General features: G+C 51.6%; 22 protein-coding genes. 13 read left to right on the forward strand and 9 right to left on the reverse strand.

Annotated elements, in window-relative coordinates; genetic code table 11:
* The first annotated feature begins 5 nt into the window (after window positions 1-5).
* The 7 genes from murD to ftsZ all read left to right on the forward strand — a co-directional run bounded on the left by murD (window position 6) and on the right by ftsZ (window position 8,755).
* Entirely contained in the window at window positions 6-1,349 is a 1,344-nt protein-coding gene (gene murD / locus L1278_RS13115) for a UDP-N-acetylmuramoyl-L-alanine--D-glutamate ligase (RefSeq protein ID WP_253405154.1), read from the forward strand.
* 27 nt (window positions 1,350-1,376) lie between these two features.
* Window positions 1,377-2,525, forward strand: coding sequence for an FtsW/RodA/SpoVE family cell cycle protein (locus L1278_RS13120; protein WP_253405157.1), 1,149 nt, complete (start codon window positions 1,377-1,379; stop codon window positions 2,523-2,525).
* Complete coding sequence (gene murG / locus L1278_RS13125) at window positions 2,518-3,630, forward strand: undecaprenyldiphospho-muramoylpentapeptide beta-N-acetylglucosaminyltransferase (RefSeq protein WP_253405159.1); 1,113 nt, start codon at window positions 2,518-2,520, stop codon at window positions 3,628-3,630. Before L1278_RS13120 ends, murG begins: the two co-directional genes overlap by 8 nt.
* Window positions 3,627-5,021 (forward strand): UDP-N-acetylmuramate--L-alanine ligase, encoded by a 1,395-nt coding sequence (gene murC, locus L1278_RS13130; protein WP_253405161.1) that lies wholly within the window; start codon window positions 3,627-3,629, stop codon window positions 5,019-5,021. The genes murG and murC overlap by 4 nt, the downstream gene beginning before the upstream one ends.
* A 115-nt stretch (window positions 5,022-5,136) precedes the next feature.
* Window positions 5,137-5,784 (forward strand): hypothetical protein, encoded by a 648-nt coding sequence (locus L1278_RS13135; RefSeq protein ID WP_253405163.1) that lies wholly within the window; start codon window positions 5,137-5,139, stop codon window positions 5,782-5,784.
* Between the two features lie 12 nt (window positions 5,785-5,796).
* Entirely contained in the window at window positions 5,797-7,092 is a 1,296-nt protein-coding gene (gene ftsA, locus L1278_RS13140; protein WP_253405165.1) for a cell division protein FtsA, read from the forward strand.
* Window positions 7,093-7,138: 46 nt separating this feature from the next.
* Window positions 7,139-8,755 (forward strand): cell division protein FtsZ, encoded by a 1,617-nt coding sequence (gene ftsZ / locus L1278_RS13145; RefSeq protein ID WP_253405167.1) that lies wholly within the window; start codon window positions 7,139-7,141, stop codon window positions 8,753-8,755.
* Between the two features lie 398 nt (window positions 8,756-9,153).
* Here ftsZ and L1278_RS13150 read toward each other — a convergent pair whose 3' ends face one another.
* From L1278_RS13150 to L1278_RS19555, 5 genes are all read right to left on the reverse strand, one after another.
* Window positions 9,154-9,678, reverse strand: a complete 525-nt coding sequence (locus L1278_RS13150) for an NADPH-dependent FMN reductase (protein WP_253405169.1) — start codon at window positions 9,676-9,678, stop codon at window positions 9,154-9,156.
* A gap of 147 nt (window positions 9,679-9,825) precedes the next feature.
* Window positions 9,826-10,578, reverse strand: a complete 753-nt coding sequence (locus L1278_RS13155; RefSeq protein ID WP_253405171.1) for a succinate dehydrogenase/fumarate reductase iron-sulfur subunit — start codon at window positions 10,576-10,578, stop codon at window positions 9,826-9,828.
* Window positions 10,579-10,684: 106 nt separating this feature from the next.
* The gene (locus tag L1278_RS13160; RefSeq protein ID WP_253405174.1) at window positions 10,685-12,619 is read right to left on the reverse strand and encodes a fumarate reductase/succinate dehydrogenase flavoprotein subunit; all 1,935 of its coding nucleotides are present in this window, start codon (window positions 12,617-12,619) and stop codon (window positions 10,685-10,687) included.
* Window positions 12,620-12,638: 19 nt separating this feature from the next.
* Complete coding sequence (locus L1278_RS13165; protein ID WP_253405176.1) at window positions 12,639-13,319, reverse strand: succinate dehydrogenase cytochrome b subunit; 681 nt, start codon at window positions 13,317-13,319, stop codon at window positions 12,639-12,641.
* A 140-nt stretch (window positions 13,320-13,459) separates the two neighbouring features.
* Window positions 13,460-13,591: a hypothetical protein gene (locus L1278_RS19555; protein ID WP_256488619.1), complete on the reverse strand. Its 132-nt coding sequence runs from the start codon at window positions 13,589-13,591 to the stop codon at window positions 13,460-13,462.
* Between the two features lies 1 nt (window position 13,592).
* Between L1278_RS19555 and L1278_RS13170 the strand changes: the two genes are divergently transcribed.
* The 3 genes from L1278_RS13170 to fabD all read left to right on the forward strand — a co-directional run bounded on the left by L1278_RS13170 (window position 13,593) and on the right by fabD (window position 17,902).
* Window positions 13,593-16,310 (forward strand): gliding motility-associated C-terminal domain-containing protein, encoded by a 2,718-nt coding sequence (locus L1278_RS13170; RefSeq protein WP_253405178.1) that lies wholly within the window; start codon window positions 13,593-13,595, stop codon window positions 16,308-16,310.
* Entirely contained in the window at window positions 16,310-16,738 is a 429-nt protein-coding gene (locus L1278_RS13175) for a thiol-disulfide oxidoreductase DCC family protein (RefSeq protein WP_253405180.1), read from the forward strand. The genes L1278_RS13170 and L1278_RS13175 overlap by 1 nt, the downstream gene beginning before the upstream one ends.
* A gap of 282 nt (window positions 16,739-17,020) precedes the next feature.
* Window positions 17,021-17,902 carry an ACP S-malonyltransferase gene (gene fabD, locus L1278_RS13180; protein ID WP_253405182.1) on the forward strand — a complete coding sequence of 294 codons (882 nt, stop codon included), beginning with the start codon at window positions 17,021-17,023 and terminating at the stop codon, window positions 17,900-17,902.
* A gap of 98 nt (window positions 17,903-18,000) precedes the next feature.
* Here the strand turns inward: fabD and L1278_RS13185 are convergent, their stop codons facing one another.
* The 3 genes from L1278_RS13185 to L1278_RS13195 form a co-directional block, all read right to left on the reverse strand.
* The gene (locus L1278_RS13185; protein WP_253405184.1) at window positions 18,001-18,621 is read right to left on the reverse strand and encodes a hypothetical protein; all 621 of its coding nucleotides are present in this window, start codon (window positions 18,619-18,621) and stop codon (window positions 18,001-18,003) included.
* Between the two features lie 155 nt (window positions 18,622-18,776).
* On the reverse strand, window positions 18,777-19,271 hold the full coding sequence (gene folK, locus L1278_RS13190; RefSeq protein ID WP_253405186.1) for a 2-amino-4-hydroxy-6-hydroxymethyldihydropteridine diphosphokinase: 495 nt from the start codon (window positions 19,269-19,271) through the stop codon (window positions 18,777-18,779).
* The gene (locus L1278_RS13195; RefSeq protein ID WP_253405188.1) at window positions 19,264-20,121 is read right to left on the reverse strand and encodes a S9 family peptidase; all 858 of its coding nucleotides are present in this window, start codon (window positions 20,119-20,121) and stop codon (window positions 19,264-19,266) included. The genes folK and L1278_RS13195 overlap by 8 nt, the downstream gene beginning before the upstream one ends.
* 179 nt (window positions 20,122-20,300) lie before the next feature.
* On the opposite strand from L1278_RS13195, the gene L1278_RS13200 reads away from it, so the two are divergent.
* Complete coding sequence (locus tag L1278_RS13200; RefSeq protein WP_253405189.1) at window positions 20,301-21,281, forward strand: polyprenyl synthetase family protein; 981 nt, start codon at window positions 20,301-20,303, stop codon at window positions 21,279-21,281.
* 547 nt (window positions 21,282-21,828) lie between these two features.
* Window positions 21,829-22,452 (forward strand): class I SAM-dependent methyltransferase, encoded by a 624-nt coding sequence (locus L1278_RS13205; protein WP_253405190.1) that lies wholly within the window; start codon window positions 21,829-21,831, stop codon window positions 22,450-22,452.
* 145 nt (window positions 22,453-22,597) lie between these two features.
* On the opposite strand, the gene L1278_RS13210 is transcribed toward L1278_RS13205, so the two are convergent.
* Complete coding sequence (locus L1278_RS13210; RefSeq protein WP_253405191.1) at window positions 22,598-23,776, reverse strand: peroxiredoxin; 1,179 nt, start codon at window positions 23,774-23,776, stop codon at window positions 22,598-22,600.
* A gap of 257 nt (window positions 23,777-24,033) precedes the next feature.
* Here L1278_RS13210 and L1278_RS13215 point away from each other — a divergent pair, with 257 nt between their 5' ends.
* Window positions 24,034-26,313, forward strand: coding sequence for an aconitate hydratase (locus L1278_RS13215; protein WP_253405192.1), 2,280 nt, complete (start codon window positions 24,034-24,036; stop codon window positions 26,311-26,313).
* Window positions 26,314-26,365 lie beyond the last annotated feature (52 nt).

A 26,365-nucleotide genomic window follows, 5' to 3' on the forward strand; every position in this document is an offset into this window, starting at 1 on the left:
GAAGGATGAAACTGGCGATACTCGGAGCGGGAGAAAGTGGCGTTGGGGCAGCATTGCTGGCTAAGGCGAAGGGGCTTGATGTGTTCGTGTCTGACATGGGCCATATCAAGGAGGTATACAAAGCCAAACTCGCAACAGCGGCTATACCTTACGAGGAAGGCACCCATACCTTCGAGCGTATCTTGGAGTCAACCGAGATCATCAAGAGCCCGGGTATACCGGAGAAGGCAGCCATCATTCAGGAGGCGATCAAGCGTGGGATTCCGGTTATCTCAGAGATCGAGTTTGCCGGCAGGTATACCGATGCGAAGTTCATCTGCATCACGGGCACCAACGGCAAGACCACGACGACCTTGCTGACTTACCACTTGCTCAAGAGTGCGGGTATAAACGTGGGACTGGCCGGTAACATCGGCGAGAGTCTGGCTGAGAAGGTGATTGACAATAAACACGAGTATTATGTGGTGGAACTGAGCAGTTTTCAGCTCGACAACATGTACCAGTTCAAAGCACATATTGGAGTACTGTTAAATATTACGCCAGACCACTTAGACCGGTATGGCTATGACTTAAACAAGTACGCCGCCTCTAAGATGCGCATTGCGCAGAATATGAGCGGCGCGGACTATTTTATCTACAACAACGATGATGATATTATCCATAATGCGTTCGATTCTGCGGCTTTTGGCGGAACCACAATCCCATTCTCGCTCCAAGCAGCGACAGGTGCGAAAGTACTATGTGAAGGAACACATGTTAAAGTAAACATCAGGTTCTTCGAAGGCGACATTGACGCTTCACGCTCGGCCCTGATCGGCAAGCACAACCAGTACAACACCATGGCTGCCGTGACGGTCGCCAAGCTACTGGGCATGGAAGACAGCCAGATTGAAAAGGGGCTGGAGACCTTCGAAAACGCCGAGCACCGCTTGCAGGTGATCACGGTTTCGAGGGAGGTTACCTACATCAACGACTCGAAAGCAACCAACGTGGAAGCCGTTTATTATGCCCTGGAAGGTATAAAGCAGCCGATCATCTGGATTGCGGGCGGTGTGGACAAAGGCAACGACTACAGCGTGCTGACCGGGCTGGCCAAAGAGAAAGTGAAAGTGCTGGTTTGTCTGGGCAAAGACAACGACAAGCTAAAAGAGGCATTCGGGCGCATTGTGCCGGTAGTGGTGGAAACCACTTCGATGGAGTATGCCGTGCGAATGGGCCGCCTGTTGTCGACGCCGGGCGATGTGGTGCTGTTGTCACCGGCTTGCGCCAGTTTCGATTTGTTCAACAATTACGAGCACCGGGGGCAGCGCTTCCGGGAGGCGGTGGAGAAGATAGTTTTGAAAAAGTAAGATTTTTAATTTTTAGCCAAAGGTAATATGATCAAGCAGTGGTTACAGCGAAACCTGAAAGGGGACGCAGTGCTTTGGGGCATCGTGCTGATGTTCTCGCTTATCAGCATGGCAGTCGTGTATTCGGCTACCGGTACCCTGGCGTACAAGCAAAAAGACGGTAACACCGAGTACTTCCTCTTCAAGCACTCTTCGCTGATCTTCATTGGTCTGGCCTTTATGTGGCTGGCGCACAAGATCGATTACCGCTATTATTCCCGACTCTCATTGGTAGCGCTTATCCTGGCGGTTCCCCTGTTGCTTTATACCTTCTTCTTCGGTTCGAACATCAACGAAGCGTCACGCTGGATCACGATCCCGGTGATCAACCAGACTTTCCAGCCTTCAGATTTAGCGAAACTGGCCCTGATCTCATACCTGGCCAGTATGCTCTCCAAGAAGCAAAACAACCTCGACGATTGGAAACGCAACTTGCTGCCGATCTTCGCCTGGACCGCTTTTATCTGCGCACTAATCGCCTTGACGAATACCTCCACCGCGGTGTTGCTTTTCATGACTAGTCTCTTGTTGATGTTTATTGGTCGCGTGCCGATGAAATCGCTGGCAGTTTTTGTCATAGCGGGTGCCATGTTGGGTGGGGTAGGTTTAGCGGCAGGTCAGCGTCTGGGCACGGCCATCAGTAGGGTAGAGGCCTTCTTCGACGAGTCTGAAACCGCTTTCCAGCTAGAGCAATCCTACATCGCGATTGCTACGGGCGGCGTGGTGGGCAAAGGCCCCGGCAACAGCGACCAGCGCGATATTCTGCCACACCCTTACTCTGACTTTATCTATGCGATCATACTGGAAGAATACGGTTTGCTGGGAGGGTTATTGGTGCTCTTTCTATACCTGGCCTTGCTCTACCGGGGCCTGGTCACGGTCACGAAAAGCAACGGTGCCTTCGGAGGTCTGCTGGCAGCCGGTCTGAGTTTCAGCCTGGTGTTGCAAGGTATGATCAACATGGGCGTAGCCGTTGGGCTGGGTCCGATTACGGGTCTGCCGCTGCCACTCCTGAGTATGGGTGGTACCTCTTTGATTTTCACGGGTATATCCATCGGGATCATCCTGAGTGTGAGCCGTACCGTGAAGGGGGAAGAATCATTTAATTCAACCGCTAAAGTGACGGCCAATGCCTAATCCGCAGCGTCCATATCGTTTCATCATCAGCGGTGGTGGCACCGGCGGGCACATATACCCGGCAATTGCCATTGCCAACCAGATCAAGGTGTTGCACCCTGATGCGGAAATCCTGTTTGTGGGAGCGATCGGGCGTATGGAAATGACACGTGTACCGGAAGCGGGGTATAAGATCGTGGGGCTCTGGATCAGCGGATTGCAGCGCCGCCTCACACTGGACAACCTCTCTTTCCCCTGGAAAGTGATCTCCAGTATCCGGATGTCGCACAAGATCATCCGCGATTTCAAACCGGATGCCGTGGTAGGCGTGGGAGGCTATGCGAGTGGTCCGCTGTTGTATGCAGCGACTTCTAAGAAGATTCCGGCCCTGATACAGGAGCAGAACTCTTATGCAGGTATAACCAACAAGCTGTTGGCGAAGCGGGTGCAGAAGATTTGCGTGGCTTACAACAACATGGATGCCTTCTTCCCGGCTGAAAAGCTGGTGCTGACAGGCAACCCGGTTCGGAAAGACATCATGCAACTCGAAGGCAAACGCCGCGAGGCCTTGTTGCACTTCGGACTGACCTCTGAAAAGAAAACAATATTGGTGATAGGCGGAAGCTTGGGTGCCAGAACGATAAATCAAAGTATAGCCGCAGGTTTGCAGCAGGTCGCAGAGGCAGGTTATCAACTGATCTGGCAGACGGGCAGAGCATTTTATCCGCAGGCGCAGGAACTGGAGAAGCCGTTTACCAACGCAGGTATACGCGCTTTCGATTTCATCCGGCAGATGGATCTGGCCTATGCCGCTGCCGATGTGGTGGTGTCCAGAGCCGGAGCGCTTTCGATTTCAGAGCTTTGCCTGGCCGGAAAACCGAGCATATTGGTGCCTTCGCCGAATGTGGCTGAAGACCACCAGACTAAAAACGCCATGTCGCTGGTGCAGGAGCAAGCCGCCTTATTGGTGCGTGATGCCGATGCACTGCAACAACTTATACCTGCTGCATTAGAGCTGGCAGGAAACGAGGCAGAGCAACACCGTCTGTCGCAGAACATATTGAAACTGGCGCGGCCAAATGCCGCTGTCGATATTGTAAACGAACTGTTAAAGTTGATCAAGTGAGACTGGAAGATTATAGCTATATCTATTTCCTTGGCATCGGCGGCATCGGCATGAGTGCTATCGCCCGCTGGTTCAATGCCCGGGGGCTTCCGGTATGGGGTTACGACAAAACGCGCACCCCACTCACCGCGGCGCTGGAGCAGGAAGGCATCCGGGTACATTATGAAGATGATGTGAACCAGTTGCCACAAGAAATACTGGTGAACAGGGAAGCTACTTTGGTGGTGCTCACGCCGGCTATACCTGCAGAGCATACCGAATGGGCTTACTTGAAGGAGCAGGGCTATACCATCAAAAAACGCTCAGAAGTGTTGGGCATTATCACGGGCTCGGCTTATACGGTGGCCGTGGCCGGGACGCATGGCAAGACAACCACTTCTTCCATCGTCACGCATTTGCTGCACGAAGGCGGCGTAGACTGTTCCGCTTTCTTGGGAGGTATAGCCACGAACCTGAACTCGAACTTGCTGATCGGAAAAGGAACGGCTGAGAAAGAGACGATTGTGGTGGAAGCTGACGAGTACGACCGTTCTTTCCTGACGCTATACCCGGACATCGCCATCGTAACCTCGGCTGACCCCGATCATCTCGATATCTATGGTGATAAAGAGGAGATGATCCGGACTTTCCAGAAGTTCATCAGTCAGGTGAAGCCCGGCGGTTACCTGATTTTGCACAGCGCTACCGATCCGCGATTACTTGAAAAAGTGCAGGACGGCGTACGGGTGATTCGCTACAGCTTGGATGAAGGCCAAAGCCATGTGCAACAGCTTGAGATACAGGGATACAGCTTTTGTTTTGACGCTGTAACACCCTTCGGTAACATAGCCCGTCTGAAACTGGCTTTGCCCGGATATCACAATGTGGAGAATGCGCTGGCCGCCCTCATAGCTGGTCAGATCATGGGTGTGTCAGAAGACAAGTTGCGGGAGGCGATGGCATCTTACAGAGGTGTGAAGCGTCGCTTTGAAATTGTGTACGAAGGGCAGGGCAAGGTATACGTTGACGACTACGCGCATCACCCCAAAGAGATCGATGCGTTTATGACATCTTTGCGTGCCATTTACCCAAATAAAAAGCTGACCGTGGTATTTCAGCCGCATTTGTTCAGCCGTACCCGTGACTTTGCCATTGAGTTCGCACAAAGTCTGAGCGCTGCCGACGAGCTTATACTGTTGGACATATACCCGGCACGGGAAAAGCCAATTGAAGGCGTGACATCAGAAATGATTTTAGGCCTTGTGAACGGCCCGAAGAAAATACTTTTGCATAAAGAAGACGTGACGGCCTATTTGTCCGAAAATGCTGATTTTGAGGTACTCGCAACAGTTGGAGCGGGTGATATTGATACGTTAGTGAAGCCTATAAAAAATATTTTAGAAAATAACTGATATGGGCTTGAATAGTAAAATAAAATCTTTAATTTTTGCATGTTGTAGCGTGGTTACCATGGCTGCACTAGCAGGGTTCGCTTCCTCTCGCCAAAATGAAAAAAAGTGTGAGAAAGTGTCAATAACAATTGATAATGAGTACAATAATTACTTTATTGGGGAAGAGGAAGTCAGAGACCTGCTGACCCGTGAGGGAGAGCGGAAACTGGAGGGTTTGCCCAACCAGCAGATCGACCTGAAGAACCTCGAAAAGCGCATTGAAGCGCACAGCTTTGTGAAAGAAGCAGAAGTGTTCAAAGCCCTGGACGGCAACATACAAGTAAGCATAAAACAGAACAGGCCTATAGCAAGAATTATACGACCAGATCAGGATGTCTACATCGACGCAGAGGGGAATATGCTGCCCCTTTCCGACAGATACACCGCTCGTGTCATACCTATTACGAAGACCCGGTCCAGCAGACCGTTCGGCCGGGATTTCTTCCAGGATTCTACAGGCCAGGCCTACCTTTCCCTGCTACGTTTCATCGAGAACGACCAGTTTTGGAAAGCCCAATTAGCCCAGATGCATATCGATGAAAAGGGCAAAGTATCTTTCCTGCCGCAAGTAGGGGAGCACACCATTGAGTTTGGAAAACCGGACGAAGCGGAACAGAAATTTAAGAAGTTGATGGTCTTTTATAAAGAAGTACTACCCGTGATGGGCTGGGAGAAATATAAGAGAGTCAACGTGGAATACGAAGATCAGATTATTTGTGAATAACATATACAGCATATGCAGAACGACAAAATTGTAGTAGGCTTGGACATCGGCACAACCAAAGTTTGCGCACTTGTTGGTCGGAAGAATGAGTATGGAAAGCTGGAAATTCTTGGGATGGGCAAAGCCATCTCGGAAGGGGTGGTACGCGGTATTGTCAGCAATATCGACAAAACCGTTGAGGCGATCAGGAAAGCAGTTCAGCAGGCCGAAGATCAGGCGAGCATCAATATCAAGGTAGTGAACGTGGGCATTGCCGGTCAGCACATCAAGAGCCTGCAGCATAATGGCAGCATCACCCGCCAGATGACGGACGATGAGATAACGGTAGACGATGTGAATCGTCTGACAAACGATATGTACCGTTTGGTGACACCTCCAGGCAGCGAGATCATCCATGTGATGCCGCAGGAGTACAAAGTGGACTACGAAGAAGGTATTACTGATCCGGTAGGTATGTCGGGTGTGCGACTGGAAGGCAACTTCCATATCATCACGGCACAGTCAAACGCGATCAGCAACATCAACAAATGCATCGCCCGCGCCGGACTGGAAATCGACAACCTGATCTTGGAGCCGCTTGCCTCGAGCATGTCGGTGCTCAGCGACGAGGAGAAGGAAGCAGGGGTGGCGCTGGTAGATATTGGCGGCGGCACGACTGATCTTGCTATCTTCAAAGACAATATTATCCGCCACACGGCAGTTCTTCCTTTCGGTGGCAACATCATCACCTCCGACATCAAGCAGGGTTGCATGGTGATGCAGAACCAGGCGGAGCAACTGAAGGTGAAATTTGGAAAGGCGATTGCTGACGAGGCGTCAGACAATGAGATCGTTTCTATACCTGGCTTGCGTGACCGTACGCCAAAGGAAATCTCTTTGAAGAACCTGGCTTATATCATTGAGGCGAGAATGGAAGAGATCGTGGAACTGATTTACTCAGAAATTGTTCGTTCAGGGTATAGCAACAGCCTGGCCGCCGGTATCGTGATCACGGGTGGTGGCGCGCAGCTTCAGAACCTGGTGCAGTTGGTAGAGTACATCACCGGCATGGATACCCGCATCGGCTATCCGAACGAGCACCTGGGCAAGTCGAAGATCGATGCGGTGAAGAGCCCGATGCACGCAACAGGCGTTGGCCTGGTGCTGGCCGGCTATCAGTCGCTCGACCAGCGCGAGGAGAAGCATGTGGAAGTACAGCAACCGGAAGTATACAATAAAGTAGTAACCAAAGCTGCCCCCAAAGAAGGCAGCAACAGTAAAGGATTTCTTGGCAGAATTAAAGACCTTCTGTCGGACGATATCGATTAGTTAGAAGCATAATTATTAGAAACCCATAATAGCAGGAGATTTTAGCATGACATCAATGTACAGTTTTGACCTGCCGTCTAGCGGTAAGTCCATCATCAAGGTGATTGGCGTCGGGGGCGGAGGCAGCAACGCGGTGAACTTCATGTACGGCCAGGGCATCAAGGATGTAGAATTCGTGATTTGCAACACGGATATGCAAGCCCTGAAAAGCAGCAGCGTACCCAACAGACTTCAGATTGGCCTGAACCTGACCGAAGGTCTGGGAGCTGGAGCCAACCCTGAAAAAGGAAAGCACGCCGCTCTAGAAAGCAAGGAGGAAATTCGTGAGCTACTCAGCAACGATACCAAAATGGTGTTCATCACGGCTGGTATGGGGGGTGGTACTGGTACAGGTGCTGCACCCGTTATCGCTAAAGTCGCTAAAGAACTGGGTATCCTGACAGTAGGTATTGTAACGGCGCCATTTGGCTTCGAAGGCAGAAAGAAAAAGATTGCCGCAGAAAACGGCATCAAAGAGCTAAGCGAAAACTGCGACACAATACTCGTTATCCTGAACGACAAGCTGCGTGAGATGTTCGGCAACCTGGCGATCCGTGAGGCTTTCGCGAAGGCCGACAACGTACTCACCACTGCCGCTAAATCTATTGCTGAAATTATTACCGTTACAGCCGAGATCAACGTCGATTTCGAAGACGTGAAAACGGTTATGAAAGATTCTGGAGCTGCAGTGATGGGTTCTGCAACGACAGAAGGCGAGGGCCGTGCGCTCCGTGCCGCTGAAGAGGCGCTTTCTTCTCCATTGCTTAACAATACTGATATCCACGGTGCTCAGAAAATCCTTCTTTCTATCATGTCTGGTGACCAGGCTGAATTGGAAATGGATGAGTTGACTGAAATCACAGAATATATCCAGGACAAAGCCGGCCAGGAAGCAGAGGTAATTTTCGGTCACGGCATCGACTCTTCACTGGGTCAGAGCATCCGTGTGACGGTAATCGCCACTGGTTTCGCCAGCAGCGCTGAGGCGATCATTGAGCCAAAAAAAACAGTATTTGACCTGGAAAGTCAAAAAAAAATAGAAGTAGCTGAGCCAGCCAAGCCGGAGCAGCCCAAAATGGTGAACTTCGTTCCTGAGCCAGTAGTAGCTCCCGTGGCTACCCCTCAGCCGCCACAGCCTGTGCAGCAGCAGTTCGAGATCCGTCGTCCGATGGTAGAGCAGCCGCAGCAGCCTGTGCAGCCTCAGGCCCCGCAGCAACAGCAGTTCCAGCAGCCGCAGGCACCTCAGCCACAGCAGCCGGCTCAGCAGCAACCGCAGCGTCGCGTTTTTAACCTGGAAGGTTCCACTACACAAGAGTTCGGCAACGGTTTTGGTGCACCACAGCAAGAAGACTATGCCACTCGCGAAGCGAAACGTCAGGAAGCAGAGCGTGAGCTGATGCGGCAAAAAGCCATCGAGCGCCGTGAGCGCCTGAAGATGCTGAGCACCGACATGACGACGAGCGAAGCCATGAAAGAAAAGATGGATGTGCCTGCATACCTGCGCCGCAATGTGGCCCTTGATTCAGTGACGCATTCTTCTGAGCGCAACATATCCCGTTTCAACCTGAACGATGACAACGAGATACTGGGCGACAACCGCTTCCTGCATGACAATGTAGACTAATCATTTATCCTGTTTTCTAATAATGTAAAGAGCCCGCCATTATGGTGGGCTCTTTTGCTTTGTGCCTGATTTCGTTAAGGGCTATACCTGTCCTGTACTTATTTCTTCACTCAAGAACAGGTTCCACACAAAAGTGGCTGGTACAAAAAGTAGCAACAGGAGTTTTGTAGCTGTCTGATAGAAGATCAATGCAGGCCGTCGCATGGCTTTCAAGCATCACCCAAACAGACAGGTTGACGAGTGTAAGCAGGGGATAAACGCGCAATAATAAAATTGGGGCCTTGTCATTGCCTGTCCATACCTTATAAAGAAGCAACGCAACAGTGGTCAGGTTAATCGGTCAAACGAGCGAAAAAAGACAGCACATGCTCAGCCGGTCGTAGGTTATAGCCTGTGTCTCAGAAAGAGATAAACTGATCGATCTGCTGATTCAGCAACTCCAGGTATAGCTCGTTTGTGATGGCGGTGCCATCGTAGTTCTTCTCGAACTGGGCCAGACGGGGCTTTAGTGCCAGCACGTGCATTCCCAGGTAGTTGAAGATATCCGTCAGGTGGCTCATGGCCAAGCCGCTGCCTTGTACCCCGGAAGAGAGACCTACCAGGGCGGCTTTCTTGTTGCGGAAGGTATTGGGATACGAGAGTCCATCAATAAACGCCTTGAGCACACCTGGGAAAGAGCCGTTGTATTCCGGGACGATGAAAACAAATTTCTTTGAATCACCAATGACAGCGCTTAGCTGGTTAAAGGCTTGGTTGGTGCCAATGTTGTCATAGAGTGCAGAAGCCGTAAAGTCAGCCGGGAGATCGGCAAGGTCGAGTATCTGGTTATCAATTTGGCGCTCGTCCAGCAGCCTGGCGTATAGGTTGGCAACTGCTCTGGAGTTGGAGGAGGTTCTGTTGGTGCCCGTTATTATGGTGATCATAGTGTCATATGGTGTTCTTCTGTAAACAGACGCTAAGCTCTATGGTTTGCAGAATGGTATAGATGTCAGAATACAAATGCGAATATAAAAGCAAAAGGCGAGAACAGTTTCCTGTCTCGCCTTTTAAGCTTATTAGGATCAGGAAAACTATACGTTCTCAGAGCTTGCCTTCGCTCCCAGATATTCCATATTCATCATCGCGATGTTGTCCAGCGAAATACCCACCGGGCACTCAGCAGCACAGGCACCAGTGTTTGAGCAGGCACCAAAGCCTTCCACGTCCATCTGGGCTACCATGTTCTCCACTCTTGTTTTGCGCTCTACCTTGCCTTGCGGCAGCATCGCCAGCTGCGATACCTTAGCGCTCACGAACAGCATAGCCGAAGCATTCTTACAAGCCGCCACACAAGCTCCACAACCAATACAGGTAGCAGCGTCAAACGCTTTGTCAGCGATCGTCTTAGGTATAGCAATTTCGTTTGCGTCAGGCACGCCACCTGTGTTTACGGATACGTAACCGCCAGCCTGCTGAATACGGTCGAAGGCAGAACGGTCTACGATAAGGTCTTTATGCACCGGGAAAGCAGCTGCTCTCCAAGGCTCGATCGTGATCGTGTCGCCGTGGTTGAAGTGACGCATGTGCAACTGGCAAGTGGTTGTGCCGCGCTCCGGACCGTGCGCACGGCCGTTGATGAACAAGCTGCACATACCGCATATACCTTCGCGGCAGTCGTGGTCGAATGCTACAGGATCTTCACCTTTCACCAGCAGTTCTTCGTTGAGCACGTCCAGCATCTCCAGAAAAGACATATCCGGAGATATGTTCTTTAGTGGATAGGTTACCAGCTGACCTGCAGAGTTTTTATCTTTTTGGCGCCAAATCTTCAATGTGAGGTCCATTGGTTTAGCATTTGGATTACTTCCAGCCATCTCTCTTTTTAATTACGAATTAAGAATTTACGAATGAGTTAATGATCAACAAGCACTCGTACTTATTCAATATCAATTATTTATAGCTGCGCTGTGTCAGCTTCACGTTTTCGAACTTCAGCTCTTCCTTGTGCAGCACCGGCTGGTTGCCAGCTCCTGTATATTCCCAGGCTGCTACATAAGCATAGTTCTCGTCGTCTCGCAGTGCCTCGTTCTCCGGTGTCTGGTACTCTTCACGGAAGTGACCACCACAAGACTCGTTTCTGTGCAGAGCATCGTCAACCATCAGTTCACCAAGCTCCAGGAAGTCAGCTACACGGTGCGCTTTCTCCAGTGTCTGGTTCAGTTCTTCGTTTACGCCGGTCACTTTCACGTTCTGCCAGAACTCATCGCGCAGTTTGCGGATCTCCTGCTTGGCAAACTGTAAGCCTTCGGCGTTACGGGCCATACCGCAGTAATCCCACATGATCAGGCCAAGCGCCTTGTGGAAATCATCTACCGTGCGATTTCCTTTGATAGAAAGAAGACGTTGTGTAACACTCATCACGTTTTGCTCAGCTTCCTTAAAGGCAGGGTGCTCTGTGCTCACCTTGTCGTAAGGCGTTTGTGCCAGGTAGTCACCGATGGTGTAAGGGATCACGAAATAACCGTCGGCCAGACCCTGCATCAGGGCCGAAGCACCGAGGCGGTTAGCACCGTGGTCAGAGAAGTTACACTCGCCCGTTGCGTAGAGACCCGGTATGTTGGTCATCAGGTTGTAGTCGACCCAAAGGCCACCCATGGTATAGTGTACCGCAGGGTAGATACGCATTGGGCTTTCGTAAGGGTTCTCATCTGTGATCTTGGCGTACATCTCGAAGAGGTTGCCATACTTGGCAGCAATGGCCGGTTGGCCTTCGCGTTTGATCGCATCAGCAAAGTCAAGGAACACGGCCAGACCTGAGGAACCTACGCCACGGCCTTCATCGCATACCAACTTGGCGTTGCGTGATGCCACGTCGCGTGGCACGAGGTTACCGAAGGCAGGGTATTTGCGCTCCAGGTAGTAGTCGCGGTCTTCTTCTTTAATATCGTTTATTTTGATTTCACCCTTGCGCAGGCGCTGGGCAGTCTCAACCGTTTTCGGCACCCATACACGGCCATCGTTACGAAGCGACTCGGACATCAGTGTCAGTTTAGACTGGTAGTCGCCGGATACAGGTATACAGGTTGGGTGAATCTGGGTGAAACAAGGGTTTGCGAACAAAGCACCTTTCTTGTGCGCTCTCCAGGCCGCCGTAGCGTTAGAGCCCATCGCGTTGGTAGAAAGGAAGAATACGTTGCCATAGCCACCAGTTGCCAGCACCACTGCGTGTGCACTGTGCGACTCGATCTTACCTGTGATCAGGTTACGAACCACGATGCCACGCGCTTTGCCGTCCACCATCACGAGGTCCAGCATTTCGGTGCGTGGGTACATTTTTACTTTGCCATAGGCTACCTGACGGTTCAGGGCAGAGTAGGCACCCAGCAACAACTGCTGTCCGGTTTGGCCACGCGCGTAGAACGTACGCGATACCTGTGCACCACCGAATGAACGGTTGGCCAGGAGACCGCCGTACTCACGGGCAAATGGAACACCCTGCGCCACGCACTGGTCGATGATGTCAACAGACACCTGCGCCAGGCGGTACACGTTGGCCTCACGGGCGCGGTAGTCACCACCTTTTATGGTGTCGTAGAACAGACGGTAGATCGAGTCGCCGTCGTTCTGGTAGTTTTTAGCGGCGTTGATACCACCCTGTGCAGCGATGGAGTGCGCACGACGTGGAGAGTCCTGGAAGCAGAACGCTTTCACGTTATAGCCCAGTTCGCCCAGTGTGGCAGCGGCAGAAGCACCGGCAAGGCCGGTACCTACTACAATGATGTCGTATTTGCGTTTGTTGGCCGGGTTTACCAGCTTCACATTGAATTTATGCTTATCCCACTTTTCAGCTAATGCGCCTTCCGGGATTTTAGAATCTAATATCATAGCAAGTATATTAGCTTAATTACAAGTTAACGAAGAAAAAGAAGTAAAGCGGGATGAGCGCAAAACCCAGGCTGATCAGCACAGAGAATGCCACACCGAACGTTTTGATGAACGGCGTATACTTCTTGTGGGTCAGGCCCAGAGACTGGAACGCGCTCTGGAAACCGTGGATCAGGTGATAAGCCAATGCAATCATTGCGATAACATAAAGGCCTACGTAGATTGGGTTTTTGAATGCTTTTACTACTTCAGCGTACAGGTTTGTGTACTCAGCGTTTGGAACACCCTCGAGCTCTCCGAAGCGGGCCGGCACAAAGAAGTTCCACAAGTGCACCAGCAGGAACACCAGGATAATTGTACCCAGCAGACCCATGTTGCGCGAAGACCAGGTAGAGTTCTCCTGCGGATGATTCTCAGCATAGCCAACAGGACGGGCGGCCTTGTTACGGCGCGTGAGCACGATCGCATCGTAGATGTGGAACAGGAATCCAAGTACCAGTACTATTTCCATCGTGCGGATAACGGGGTTGTTAGCCATAAAGTGGGAGTAGATGTTGAATGCCTCGCCGCCATCTTGGTAAAAAAGCGTAAGGTTACCCACAAGGTGCACCACCAGGAAGGAGCACAGAAAAAGGCCCGTTACCGACATGATGATCTTACGTCCGATTGTACTGGAAAACGTTTTAGTAAACCAATTCATCTGTATTTGTTAGAAGGTTAAGTAATGAATGCTTTTTAATGCCCAAAGGTACAAGCGGAGCCTGTATAAAACAATTAAATAGCATATTTTGAATCAATCTAAATTGCAATGCGTAGGACTGAAAACCATATATTATAAACCTACTTTTCTCGCTTTTGTTGATAATAAAAAGGTAAAATTTCAGTTTTCATTTTACCTTTGTTCAGCGCCAAATCTAACTCTACGCTTATGCCAAATAGTTTACGCTTGAGCTGTTGCTTGCCTGGCCGCATAGTGCTGTTGGTATTAATGTTGTTGTTGGGGTATGCAAACGTGGCGCAGGCGACGCACATCCGGGCCGGGGACATTACCGCCGTCAGGGACACAGGTCCCAATCCGAACCCCCGGAAGTTCTTTTTCACCATGGTGATGTACACCAAAACCTCCTCCACAGCCGATGACCCCAGGGTGTTCATCTCGATGGGGACAGGAGAGACCGTCACAGTGGAACGCCTGTCTGTCACCAATATCAAGCCGGATGTAGACCGCGAGGAATTTAAGTGGGAGTATACCTTTCCGGCCAATGGTACCTATACCGTAACATGGGTGGGAGAGAACCGGAACGGCGGCATCCTGAACATGGCCGCCCCAACTGACCAGCTCACCTTTGCCATTTCTACAACGATCTCCATCAACCCGCTGCGTGGCCTGAACAGTACGCCTATTCTGCAGGTTGCCCCAATTGACGAAGCTACTGCCGGCGAACGCTGGGTGCACAACCCGGGAGCGATTGACGCTGATGGTGATAGTCTTGCTTACAAACTGATACAGCCCCAGCACCGCAACCAGGCAACTGGCCTGATCACGAACGTGCCCGGCTACCGCGATCCGCATACGGTGGACAACTGCCGTAACTCTACTAACACCGGACCTTCCACCTTTACCCTCGACCCCATTACCGGGCAGCTCACCTGGGATGCTCCCTGCCGACTGGGAGAATATAACGTAGCCTTTGTAGTAGAGGAGTGGCGTACAACAGGGGCTGCTCCCGTATTGATCAGCACCGTGGTGCGCGACATGCAGATCCTGGTAGTGGATGCCCGTAACAAACCGCCGGTACTCGTGCCCCGCGATACCTGTATTGTGGCTGGCGAAACGCTGCGCACCACCATCACTGCTACCGACCCGGATGGACATTTGATCAACCTTACCGTACCGGGTACAGGCGGTATATTGCCGCCGGCTACTTTCAGAGGGACTGTCAACCAGCCAGGCCGTGCAGCCGGACAGTTAGTCTGGAACACCTCCTGCAACGATGTTCGCGCCAACCCTTACCAACTTATTTTCAGAGCAGAGGATAATCCGCCGCCGCCCGCCAGGCAGTTGGCTGACCTGCAGCCATACCGCATTACGGTGATAGGGCCGGCTCCTCAGAACCTGCTGGCTACCGGTGAAGACCGATCCGTGCGCCTGACCTGGGACAGTTACATTTGTCAGAATGCCTCCACGATCCGCATTTACAGGCGGGAGGGACCGTCGGGCTGGCGGCCAGGGCCTTGCGAGACCGGCGTACCGGCCAGTGCGGGTTATACACTTATAGGCGAAGTAGGCAAAGACAAGACAGAGTTTTTAGACAATAACAACGGGCAGGGCCTGACTGCAGGAGCGGAGTACTGCTACGTGATCTATGCAGAGTTCCCACGGCCTGGCGGTGGCCAGAGCATCGCCTCGCTGGAAGCCTGTGTTGTGCTGGAGCGTGACATACCTTATATTACCAACGTAACAGTAGACCGCACCGACGGAACCAACGGACAGATCACCGTTCGCTGGACGCAGCCTGGTCCAGGTATAGAGCGTCTGAATGCTCCTTTTGAATACAGGCTATACCGCAAGGTAGGGCAGGAGCCGGGTGGAGCCTATCAGCAGGTGTTCTCTTCACGCAGACTGAGCGATACAGTGTTCGTAAACAGCGGATTGAACACAGAGGCAAATGCGTACCGCTATAAACTTGAGTTTTACAGCACCCGTACTGCGGGCGGCCCTACCCCTAACATGCTGCGCGACTCCACCTCCGCCTCCAGCGTGCGACTGGCAGCACAGGTACAAGGCACTGACGATGCAATTGCGGTTTCTCTGAACTGGACCTACAATGTGCCCTGGAAAAATGAGGTACTCGAACATCAGATTTTTAGGGTCGTGAATGGTGAGTTGGTGCAGGTAGGAAGCGTGACGGCTTCGGCCACCGGTGGTACCTTTGTGGACAATGGCACTGCCGCCGCACCGCTGGAGCGTGGGCAGACCTACTGCTACGTGGTGCGCACCCAGGGCACTTACCAGATAGAAGGACTACCGGAACCATTGCAGAACCTAAGCCAGGAAGTATGCGTGGAAACCCCACTCCTGATCTGTCCGCCGGAGCTGACCCTGGATGTGCTGGACTGCGAGGCCTTCTTCGCAAACCCAACCAAGCCACCTTACCAGAATGTGCTGAACTGGGTGCCGAAGATAGGGGATGGCTGCACAGGCGAGATCGACTTCTACACCGTGTACTTCAGAGGACCGGGCGAGACGGAGTATCGCGCCATTGCCACGACCAAAGAGACCACCTATACTCATACCGGGCTGGAGTCTTTTGCCGCCTGCTACTACGTGACGGCTACCAGCATGACAGGAGAGGAAAGCGAGTCAAGCAACGAAGAGTGTAAGGACAACTGCTTCTTCTTCCAGCTGCCGAACATCATCACGCCAAATGATGACGGCAAAAACGATGTGTTCAGACCGGATCCGAGGGCGGCATTCATACGCTCCACTACCTTCAAAGTATTTAACCGCTGGGGCGTGAAGGTATACGAAAGCAGTGCAGACCCGTATATCAATTGGCCAGGCACCGACAACGATGGTAAACGCCTCACAGATGGCGTTTACTACTACGAAGCCGAGGTAGACGTTATATCCATTGACCCTGAACGCAGCCGCACTAAATACAAAGGCTGGGTAGAAATAGTACGCTAATGACAAACGAGGAACTGGACCGGCTGCAGGATTTGCCCATCGTATTTTACGATGGCACCTGCGGCTTTTGCCAGGCCAGCATACAAATCGCTTTGAAGTATAACACGAGGCAGAACCTGTATTTTGCTGCCTTGCAATCCGGGTTGGTAGAGCAGCTCGTGCCGCAGCAGCTAGTGCCTGATCCCTTGCCTGATTCCATACTTTTTTTCGAAAACGGCCAGCTCTATACCGAGTCAGAAGCCGCCCTTCGCATTGCCCGCCATCTCAATTTTCCGTGGTCGGTGCCCTATTATTTTAGGTTTATTCCCTTATCTTTCCGCAATTTTGTGTACCGCTTCATCGCGAAACACCGCTACCGCATAGCAGGTCGCAACGAAGCCTGCATGCTGCCCAGCCCCGAAGAAAGGGCCCGGTTTGTGGCATACTAAATTTGATTAATTGTTAAATTGTTGATGGTTAAATAGTTGTTGGGCTTTAGCTTGCCGAACGGCTATCGCTTGTATTGCTGACTTTTATACCTTGGTAACAGGTATAAGTAGTGACAGGTATAGACAGTGATAAAAGTTGGCTATATCTTGAAACGTAATCAAGGCAGGTATAAATGGGACAAGACAGAAGCTACAATTAAGTCCTCAACCTTTCAGCAATTCAACCATCAACAAATTAGCAATTCAACAATCAGCAACTAACAATCAACAATAAGCATTAACATGAAAAAGGCATACGTTTTCCCGGGCCAGGGGTCGCAGTTTGTGGGTATGGGCAAGGACCTGTATGAACAGCACGAAACGGCTCGTCAGCTGTTCGAAAAAGCAAACGAAATCCTGGGATTCAACATTACAGAGATCATGTTCGGTGGCACTGACGAGGAACTGAAGCAGACCAGAGTAACACAGCCTGCTATTTTTCTGCACTCAGTAGCGCAGGCGGCCGTCGCCCAGGATTTCAACCCGGATATGGTGGCAGGTCACTCATTGGGCGAGTTTTCGGCTTTGGTTGCCAGCAAGGTGCTGAGCTTTGAAGACGGACTCAGACTGGTGTATAAAAGAGCGATGGCGATGCAGGCAGCTTGCGAGGCGAACCCGTCTACCATGGCCGCTATACTGGGTCTGGACGATGCGAAGGTAGAAGAGGTATGTGCTTCTATAGAAGGGGAAGTAGTAGTGGCAGCCAACTACAACTGCCCGGGGCAGCTAGTTATTTCTGGTTCTAACAAAGGGATTGAGATCGCTTGTGAGAAGATGAAAGAAGCCGGTGCTAAGCGTGCCCTGCCGCTACCAGTTGGAGGAGCTTTCCACTCACCGCTCATGAAGCCGGCAGAAGAAGAACTGGCCAAAGCCATCAACGAAACAACCTTCAGTCAGGGCATCTGTCCGATCTACCAGAACGTAGACGCCATGCCGCACACCGATCCGGAAGAGATCAAGCAAAACCTGATCAGCCAGCTGACAGCCCCAGTGCGCTGGACGCAATCGGTACAGCAGATGGTAGCTGACGGCGCCACGCATTTTGTGGAGTGCGGTCCGGGCAAAGTACTGCAGGGATTGGTGAAAAAGATCGAACGTACTGCTGAGGTAAGTTCGGTCGCATAATACTTTGCGTGAAATTTAAATAGACCATTGCGGCCGCTGCTGCAATGGTCTATTTTTTATGTTAGGCATTTGACTCGATAACGGTAATCAGGTATAGCCTAACGGCCATTCTCGTCCACGGCCAACGGCGTTACCCCCAGTCTGCTTAACTCGTCTGACAGTTTTAAAAGCTCATTTTTAATGACGTCGCTCTGCTGTAACAGTTCTTCCGGGAGGCTGATCACACGGGACAGGTATAGGTTCTCTTTCAGATGAAGTTCCTGCATGAGCGTGTCCAGCAATTCCTGGTTCTGGCCTATATGGATGAGCGGCGAGAGTTCGATCTGCACGTTTTCCTGCTTCGGATTGATGATGTTCACCCTGAAAAAATAATCACCTACTTTGCCGAACAGGTAGGTGGAAATTTCTTTCACAATGGCATTATATCCTTCAACAGCACCGTTGAAATGTAGCGACGTGAAGGCGGGGAAATCATACAGTCGCTTTTTCTTCAGAAGTTTCTCATAGTTATTGAGCAACAGCAGGATAATGATGCCTACCGCTACCAGTGCCGCAACCAGGGCTTTCTCTGGTATCTGTTGGCTAAATGTTTCGAATGGTGCGCGCTGCCTGAACAGGACAGGTAGAAAAGTGAACGGAAATACCAGTATGAACACAACAAGAAAGCCCCGCAAAAGGCTCTTTTTTTCGTTGGTGATGATGGTGAGCAGGTCGTTCATATGCTAGTCAGAAGAGGCGCGCAAATGGCACATCGTATCACGTATACTTCGCAAGTATAGTTACCTTACAATATAGATAAAATTTTGTTTCTGTAGCTTAGCCTGTGTATAAAGTAAGGCATTTTCAGAAAAAATCATAGCTCGCCCGCAGGACGTTAGTTAGCGGCCAAAACAAAGAGGTGAACGGGGAGTTTATCCGGGCAATCCTGAAGGAGCTGTGTTACCGGCTGGTTGAGCACCGGGTGCATAAGCTGCGGGGCGATCTCGCTCAGCGGAAGGAGCGTGAACCGACGCAGGTGCAGTTGCGGATGGGGGATGGTCAGGCGCTGCGACTGCATGACCAGCTGATCGTAGAACAGCATGTCGATGTCGATGACGCGGGCTCCCCAGTGCTCATGCCGGATGCGCCCCAATTCCTGTTCGATCTGGTTTATACCCTGCAACACTTGTTCCGGACTGAGCAAGGTCTTGACTTCCAGCACCTGGTTCAGGAAAGCGGGTTGGTCGGTCTTACCCCAGGCGGCGGTTTCGTAGAGGGAGGAGCTTTGCACGATGGGCCCGACCTGTGCAGCAATCTGTTCGCGGGCTTGAGACAGGTATAGCGGGCGGTCACCGAGGTTGCCGCCCAGGAGCAGGTATAGCTTAGGCATGTTTGTTGAAAAAGGCAATGCTCAGGTCGGCAGCTGCTTTGGCTGCTGCGGGCAATTCTTCCTGCGGGTAAGGGTGCTGTCCGCCAAAAGAGTGGTCGGCGCCGGGCAGCAGGTATAGTTCGGCATCTGGTTTCCAGGTATGCAGATCGTGCGCCATCTGCACAGGCAGCGTTTCATCTTCCTCGCCATGGAGTATAAGCAGAGGTTGCTGCATTTTCTGAATCACCTTCGGAATTTCCAGTCGCTCCACGTTGGCCAGGTAATCTTCTACAATCTGGTAGTAGAGCGGCATGCGTATACCTGTGCGGGCATTGGTCACCCACTGCACGCCCTCTTTTTTCCAGGATTCTTTTTCCAGCTCATCCCACCGTTGGTCAAAATTATTCACAGCAGCCCAGGTGGCCACGGCCCTTACACGGGTATCTTCAGCAGCTTTGAGTATAACGGATCCGCCGCCGCGGCTGTGGCCGATGAGGTAAATGCGGTCGAGGTTCATCTCGTTTTGTGGCAGCGGTCCTTCTTCGTCGTGCACCAGGTCGAGGAGCGATTTCAAATCCTCGAGCTCAATGCTGAAGTTGTTGCGGCCAAAAGCTTCCATGTCGTGCAGGTCCGAATCGTTGTCGATGCTGGTACCGTTGTGGGAGAAGTTGAATTTGATGAACACAAAGCCCTGACCAGCGAAGTAATCAGCCAGCAGGTTAAAGTGGCCCCAATCCTTAAAACCTTTGAAACCATGGGTGTAGATGACGACCGGTTTTCTGTTTCCGTCCTGGGTATAAGTGGCGTCAGCGGTGAAAGGACGCTCGTGCTCCGGGTATACCACGAAGTCTACTTTAAGTGTGTCTGCCATGGCGCGATGTGCTGTATTATCAGAAGGCAATATAGTTATTTTAAGCAAGCGGTAAACCAGCACGAGGCTATGCTGTTGGTAAACTATACCTGCGGGCTCAACTTAAGATTATTTAAACGCTGATTTGCTTTACTTGTTTGGAAACGACCCCCACACCTTGTAATATTGCGGAATATCGCATGAGCATTAGCCTAAAGGAAATACAAGCGCCCATTGCCCAGGAGATGGAGCTGTTCGAGAAGAAGTTCAGGACTTCAATGAAGTCTAAGGTACTGCTGCTCGACAAGATCATGAGCTACATCGTAAAGCGCAAAGGCAAGCAGATGCGGCCGATGTTCGTGTTCTTTATGGCCAAGCTTTTCCGTGGCGACGCCATCGGCGATGCCACTTATCGCGGAGCCGCTCTCATCGAGCTATTGCACACGGCCACCCTTGTGCACGACGACGTGGTGGACGAAGCCAACTACCGCCGCGGTTTCTTCTCTGTTAACGCACTCTGGAAAAACAAGATTGCCGTGCTGGTAGGCGACTACCTGCTCTCCAAAGGCCTGTTGCTTTCGCTGCAAAACGATGACTACGAGCTGCTTAAGATCGTGTCGAATGCTGTGCGTGAGATGAGCGAAGGCGAGTTGCTGCAAATCGAAAAAGCCCGCCGCCTGGACATCGATGAGTCTGTCTATTTCGACATCATCCGCCAGAAAACCGCTTCGCTCATTGCTTCCTGTTGCGCGGTAGGCGCTGCCTCTGCCGGTGCCTCCAAAGAGGACATCGAGAAAGCCCGTTTGTTTGGTGAAAAGGTAGGTATAGCGTTCCAGATCAAAGACGACCTGTTCGACTACGGCACGGCAGAGATCGGCAAGCCGGTTGGCATCGACATCAAGGAAAAGAAGATGACACTGCCGCTGATCCACGCCCTGCGCGAAGCTGACTGGATGACGCGCCGCCGCGTGATCTACAACGTGAAAAACAACAACGGCGACAACAAGCGCGTGCAGCAGGTGATCGACTATGTGAAAACCTCTGGCGGTATACAGTACACCATCGAGGCGATGAACCAATACCACGCCGAGGCCCTGGCCATCCTCCATACCTTCCCCGCCTCCCCATCCCGCACCTCCCTGGAGCAACTGATCGCCTACACGATAGAGCGCGAGAAGTAGGATTGAATAGTTAAATGTTGATGGTTAAATTGTTTTGACACTGTGGTTCTGACCTCGGAGTGTGTGCAGTTCTCTCGAATGTCTTAGGTAACAGCTATACCTATACCTATCCCTAGCTGACAAAGGCGAATCTGCTTTTCAATTCCAATGTCATTTTGACCTGGGGTAGGAGCCCAATACCGTCAACTTAAGCCATGATTAACTCCAGCTGTCATCTCGAAGAAAGGAGAGATCTGGATTGTTTCAATATTCGCGCACTATTGCAGATTTCTCCCAAAACGAGAGCCCCCACTCCCGGGTTGGAATGACAAATTAGGCCTTAAGATGACAGAATTGGGGAGGAAGGCCCCCACTACTAGAGAAAATCCGGATTGTCGAAATCTTTATAATAGACCCGGTATTCTCATCAGTATTCGGGATGACAAATGGGAAGCCGCTATTTCTATACCTAGCCAATCAGAAATATCTGTAAACCTCCTATTGAAATCTGTAATCTTTAGAGGCAGATGCGTAGGTAATTTTGAGGGTGCAAAAAAACCTGTGAAAAATGAGTCTCAATACCAACAATTGGAACCGGCTGCGCTATACGGTATACCTGCCCATTTATGACCTGATTGCTGACCGGGTTTTCCGAAAGCACCGCCAGCGTTCCATCCAGCTGCTGCAAGCCAAACCCAATGACGCCATCCTGATTGTCGGTGCGGGTACCGGACTTGACCTGCCATACCTGCAAGGATACACTCACATCACTGCCAACGACATTACCCCTGGCATGATCAGCAGGCTGAAATCCCGTGCCGAACAGTTAGCTATACCTGTGGAGGCGCAAGTGATGAACGGGCAGCAACTGCCCTATCCTGACAATAGTTTCGATGCTGTTATCCTGCACCTGATCATTGCGGTTATACCTGATCCGGTGGCCTGCATCAAGGAAGTAGAGCGGGTTCTAAAGCCGGGCGGCAAGGTGATGGTTTTCGATAAGTTTTTACCCGACGGGCAGAAACCCTCGTTGCTGCGGCGCCTCTTTAACCAGGTAGCCGGTACGCTCTTTTCTGACATCAACCGCAGCATCGGCAGCATCGCCAGCCATACTTCCCTGCAGGTGGAGCTGAATGAGCCGGCTGCACTTGGAGGCACGTTCCGGATTGTGCGGCTTCGGAAACTAGTGTAGCTCCAGAGCTACGAAAGTGAGAGAAAATTAAATTTTAGGTACTGAGTTCAACATAAAAGGGCAAAAGGTATGCAAAACAAAGGCCGCTACTGCACTAGTAGCGGCCTTTGTTATACCTGCCGATCAAACAATCAGTAATCAACAATTAAATTTTCTCCGCCAGCAGCTCATCCATCGTCTTGTTAAAATCTGCTACCCATTCTTCGTAGTACTTGCCGGTGCCGGGGCCAGAGAATCCGGTGTGGATCTTGCGCACTTTACCCTGGCGGTCGATGAAGATGGTGGTGGGGAAGGAGAGGACATGGTTTAGCGCCGGCAATGCCTGCGCGGCAGCTTCTTTGTCGGCCGGACCCGCGTAGAGCAGGTCGTACTCGATGTCAAAGCGGTCTTTCATCTTAGTCAGGCGCGGCACGGCTTGCTCGTAACCTTTCGTGCGCTCAAAACCCAGTCCGATGATCTCCAGGCCGCGGTCTTTGTTCTTGCTGTAGTAAGGGGCCAGGAACTGGGTCTCGTCCATACAGTTCGGGCACCAGGAACCCAGCAGTTGCACCAGCACCACCTTGCCCTGGTACTTGTCGTCCGACAAGGATACCTTGTTCCCTTCCAGATCCGGGAAGGTAAACTCCAGCGACTCGTAGCCTGGCTTCAGGAAAGTCAGTTCGTTGGCGTTGGCCAGCTCGGCGTTCTCGTTGCGCTTGGCTGTCCAGGACTCGTAGTCGTAGAGGCCGGCAAAGTACTCGCCTTGCAACGTACTGTCCGCACTTGGTTTGGCTGTGAACAGGTAGTCGTGGTTGCCGTCAAAAGTCGACAGCTTCAGCTCATTGCCTTCCACCTGACCTTCCAGGTAACGGTAGTCGCCGGTTTGCGTGATGAATGTGCCGGTAACGTGATTGTCTTTCTGCTCAAACACACCGATAGCCGGGTAGGTTTTGCCATCTTTCTTTGTAAAAGTCACTTCCCACTTGCCGGTATAGTCAAAAGTAGCCGGAGCGGGGTTTTCCTTGAAGCGATTGGTCTTGCCATGCTCGGCTGTAAAAGGAACGGAGTAGGGCTTGGACAGGTCGTTTCGGGTGAAGCGGCCGGCCATTTTATCGCCGTCTACTTTCGCAATCAGGTCGGCGTCGAAAATGTGCAGCCGTATCCGGAGCGAATCGCCCTCTTGATGAAATTCATCCACCAGAATGCGTTCATCGGCGTTCACCAGGTATAGCACGGTCTTGCCGTTCTGTTCTTCTGCTTCCATGATGAACGGAATCTCCTGGCCCTGGGCCTGGAGGGCAACCCGCCAAGAACCCGGTTTGATGGTGTTATCAGTAGATGTCATAGAGCCACAGGAGGTTAATAGCTGCGTGAATGACAAAGCCAACAACAAAATCAGCCTTGCCGGGGTATTAAAACAAGTACGTATCATACGGCAAAATTACGAGAAGGAATCGTTAAATGCGAAACATGAGAACGAATAGCACAGGCGGTGGTGGAAATGTTATATTCATGACCGCTAATGTTGTGCTTAAACACTCATATTTCGTACATTTGTAAACTTCACAATGAAGCATTAAACATCATAACAATAGCAAAACTATGGCATTTGATTTAGGAATGATCAAGGCAGTGTATGCCGGGATGGCCGAGCGCGTGAATGCTGCCCGTAACGCAGTAGGCAGACCGCTTACCCTAACAGAGAAAATCTTGTACGCGCACCTTTTCGATGGCAACGCGACACAGTCTTTTGAGCGCGGCAAGACCTATGTGGACTTCGCTCCGGACAGAGTGGCTATGCAGGACGCCACAGCGCAAATGGCCTTGCTTCAGTTTATGCAGGCTGGCAAGCCGCAGGTGGCTGTGCCTTCTACGGTACATTGCGATCACCTGATCCAGGCTCGTGTAGGTGCTGACCAGGACTTGCAAGACGCTTATACTGAAAACAAAGAGGTATACGATTTCCTTGCCTCTGTTTCAAATAAATATGGCATCGGCTTCTGGAAGCCAGGTGCCGGTATCATCCACCAGGTGGTACTCGAGAACTACGCCTTCCCGGGCGGTATGATGATCGGTACGGACTCCCACACACCAAACGCCGGTGGTCTAGGTATGATCGCGATCGGTGTGGGTGGCGCTGATGCTGTAGACGTAATGTCCGGCATGGCCTGGGAGCTTAAATTCCCGAAAGTGATTGGTGTAAAACTGACCGGCAAGATGAGCGGCTGGACTTCACCGAAAGACGTGATCCTGAAAGTTGCCGGTATCCTGACTGTGAAAGGTGGAACGGGCGCTATCGTAGAGTACTTCGGCGAAGGTGCTGAGTCTATGTCTTGTACCGGCAAAGGTACTATTTGTAACATGGGTGCCGAGATCGGGGCGACTACTTCAGTGTTCTCTTACGATGACAGCATGCGTGCGTACCTGCGCGCCACCAACCGCGAAGAAGTGGTAGAAATGGCGGACGAGGTGGCAGGCTACCTGCGTGCAGACGACGAGGTATACGCTGACCCGGCTGCTTTCTACGACCAGCTGATCGAGATCGACTTGTCTACACTGGAGCCGCACGTGAACGGTCCGTTCACGCCAGACGCTGCCTGGCCGATTTCTCAGTTTGCTGCTGTTGTAAAAGAGCACAACTGGCCAGCTAAACTGGAAGTAGGTCTGATTGGTTCTTGCACCAATTCCTCTTATGAAGACTTGACCCGTTCGGCTTCAATTGCTGAGCAGGCGGTGTCTAAAAAACTGGTTGCACAAGCTGAGTTTACCATCACGCCGGGTTCTGAACTCGTGCGCTTCACAACAGCCCGTGATGGCTTGTTGGATACATTCGCTCAGATGGGCGGTGTGGTACTGGCAAACGCCTGCGGACCGTGCATCGGTCAGTGGGCCCGTCACACCGACGACCCGACCCGCAAAAACTCCATTATCACCTCATTCAACCGTAACTTCGCCAAGCGTAACGACGGCAACCCGAACACACACGCGTTCGTGGCCTCTCCTGAGATCGTAACTGCTTTCGCTATTGCCGGTGACCTGACTTTCAACCCACTGGTTGACAAGCTGATCAACTCCGATGGAGAAGAAGTAATGCTGGATGAGCCAAGAGGCATCGAATTGCCACCACAGGGCTTCGCCGTAGAAGACGCAGGCTATGTAGCCCCAGCCGAAGACGGTAGCAGCGTAGAAGTGGTAGTAGATCCGAAGTCTGACCGTCTGCAGTTGCTGGAAGGCTTTAAGCCATGGGAAGGCACCGACCTGAAAGGTATGAAGCTACTCATCAAAGCACAGGGCAAGTGTACGACTGACCACATCTCCATGGCTGGTCCTTGGTTGAAGTACCGTGGTCACCTCGACAACATCTCCAACAACATGTTAATTGGTGCCATCAACGCCTTCAATGGTGAGGCCAACAAGGTATACAACGACATGACGCGTGGTTACGACACCGTACCTGCCACGGCCCGTACTTACAAGGCTGCCGGCATCGGTACCGTAGTAGTAGGTGACGAGAACTATGGTGAAGGTTCATCCCGTGAGCACGCTGCCATGGAGCCGCGCTTCCTGGGTGTTCGTGCCGTTATTGTGAAGTCATTCGCACGTATCCACGAAACCAACCTGAAGAAGCAGGGTATGCTGGGTCTTACATTCGCCAATAAAGCCGACTACGACCTGATCGAGGAGAAAGATACGATCGATATCCTGGGTCTGGAGGATTTCAAACCGGGTCAGCCGCTGAAAGTGGTGTTGACGCACAAAGACGGTTCTCAGGATGCCTTCATGGTAAACCATACCTACAACGAAGGACAGATCGAGTGGTTCAAGGCTGGTTCAGCCCTTAACCTGATCCGTTTGCAGCAAAAGCAGTCAGCTAACGGTTAATTAGCAGTTAGCTGCCCATAATAGAAACGCCCCGCTCGACAGAGCGGGGCGT

This window comes from Pontibacter sp. HSC-36F09 (assembly GCF_024171605.1).
Taxonomy (GTDB): domain Bacteria; phylum Bacteroidota; class Bacteroidia; order Cytophagales; family Hymenobacteraceae; genus Pontibacter.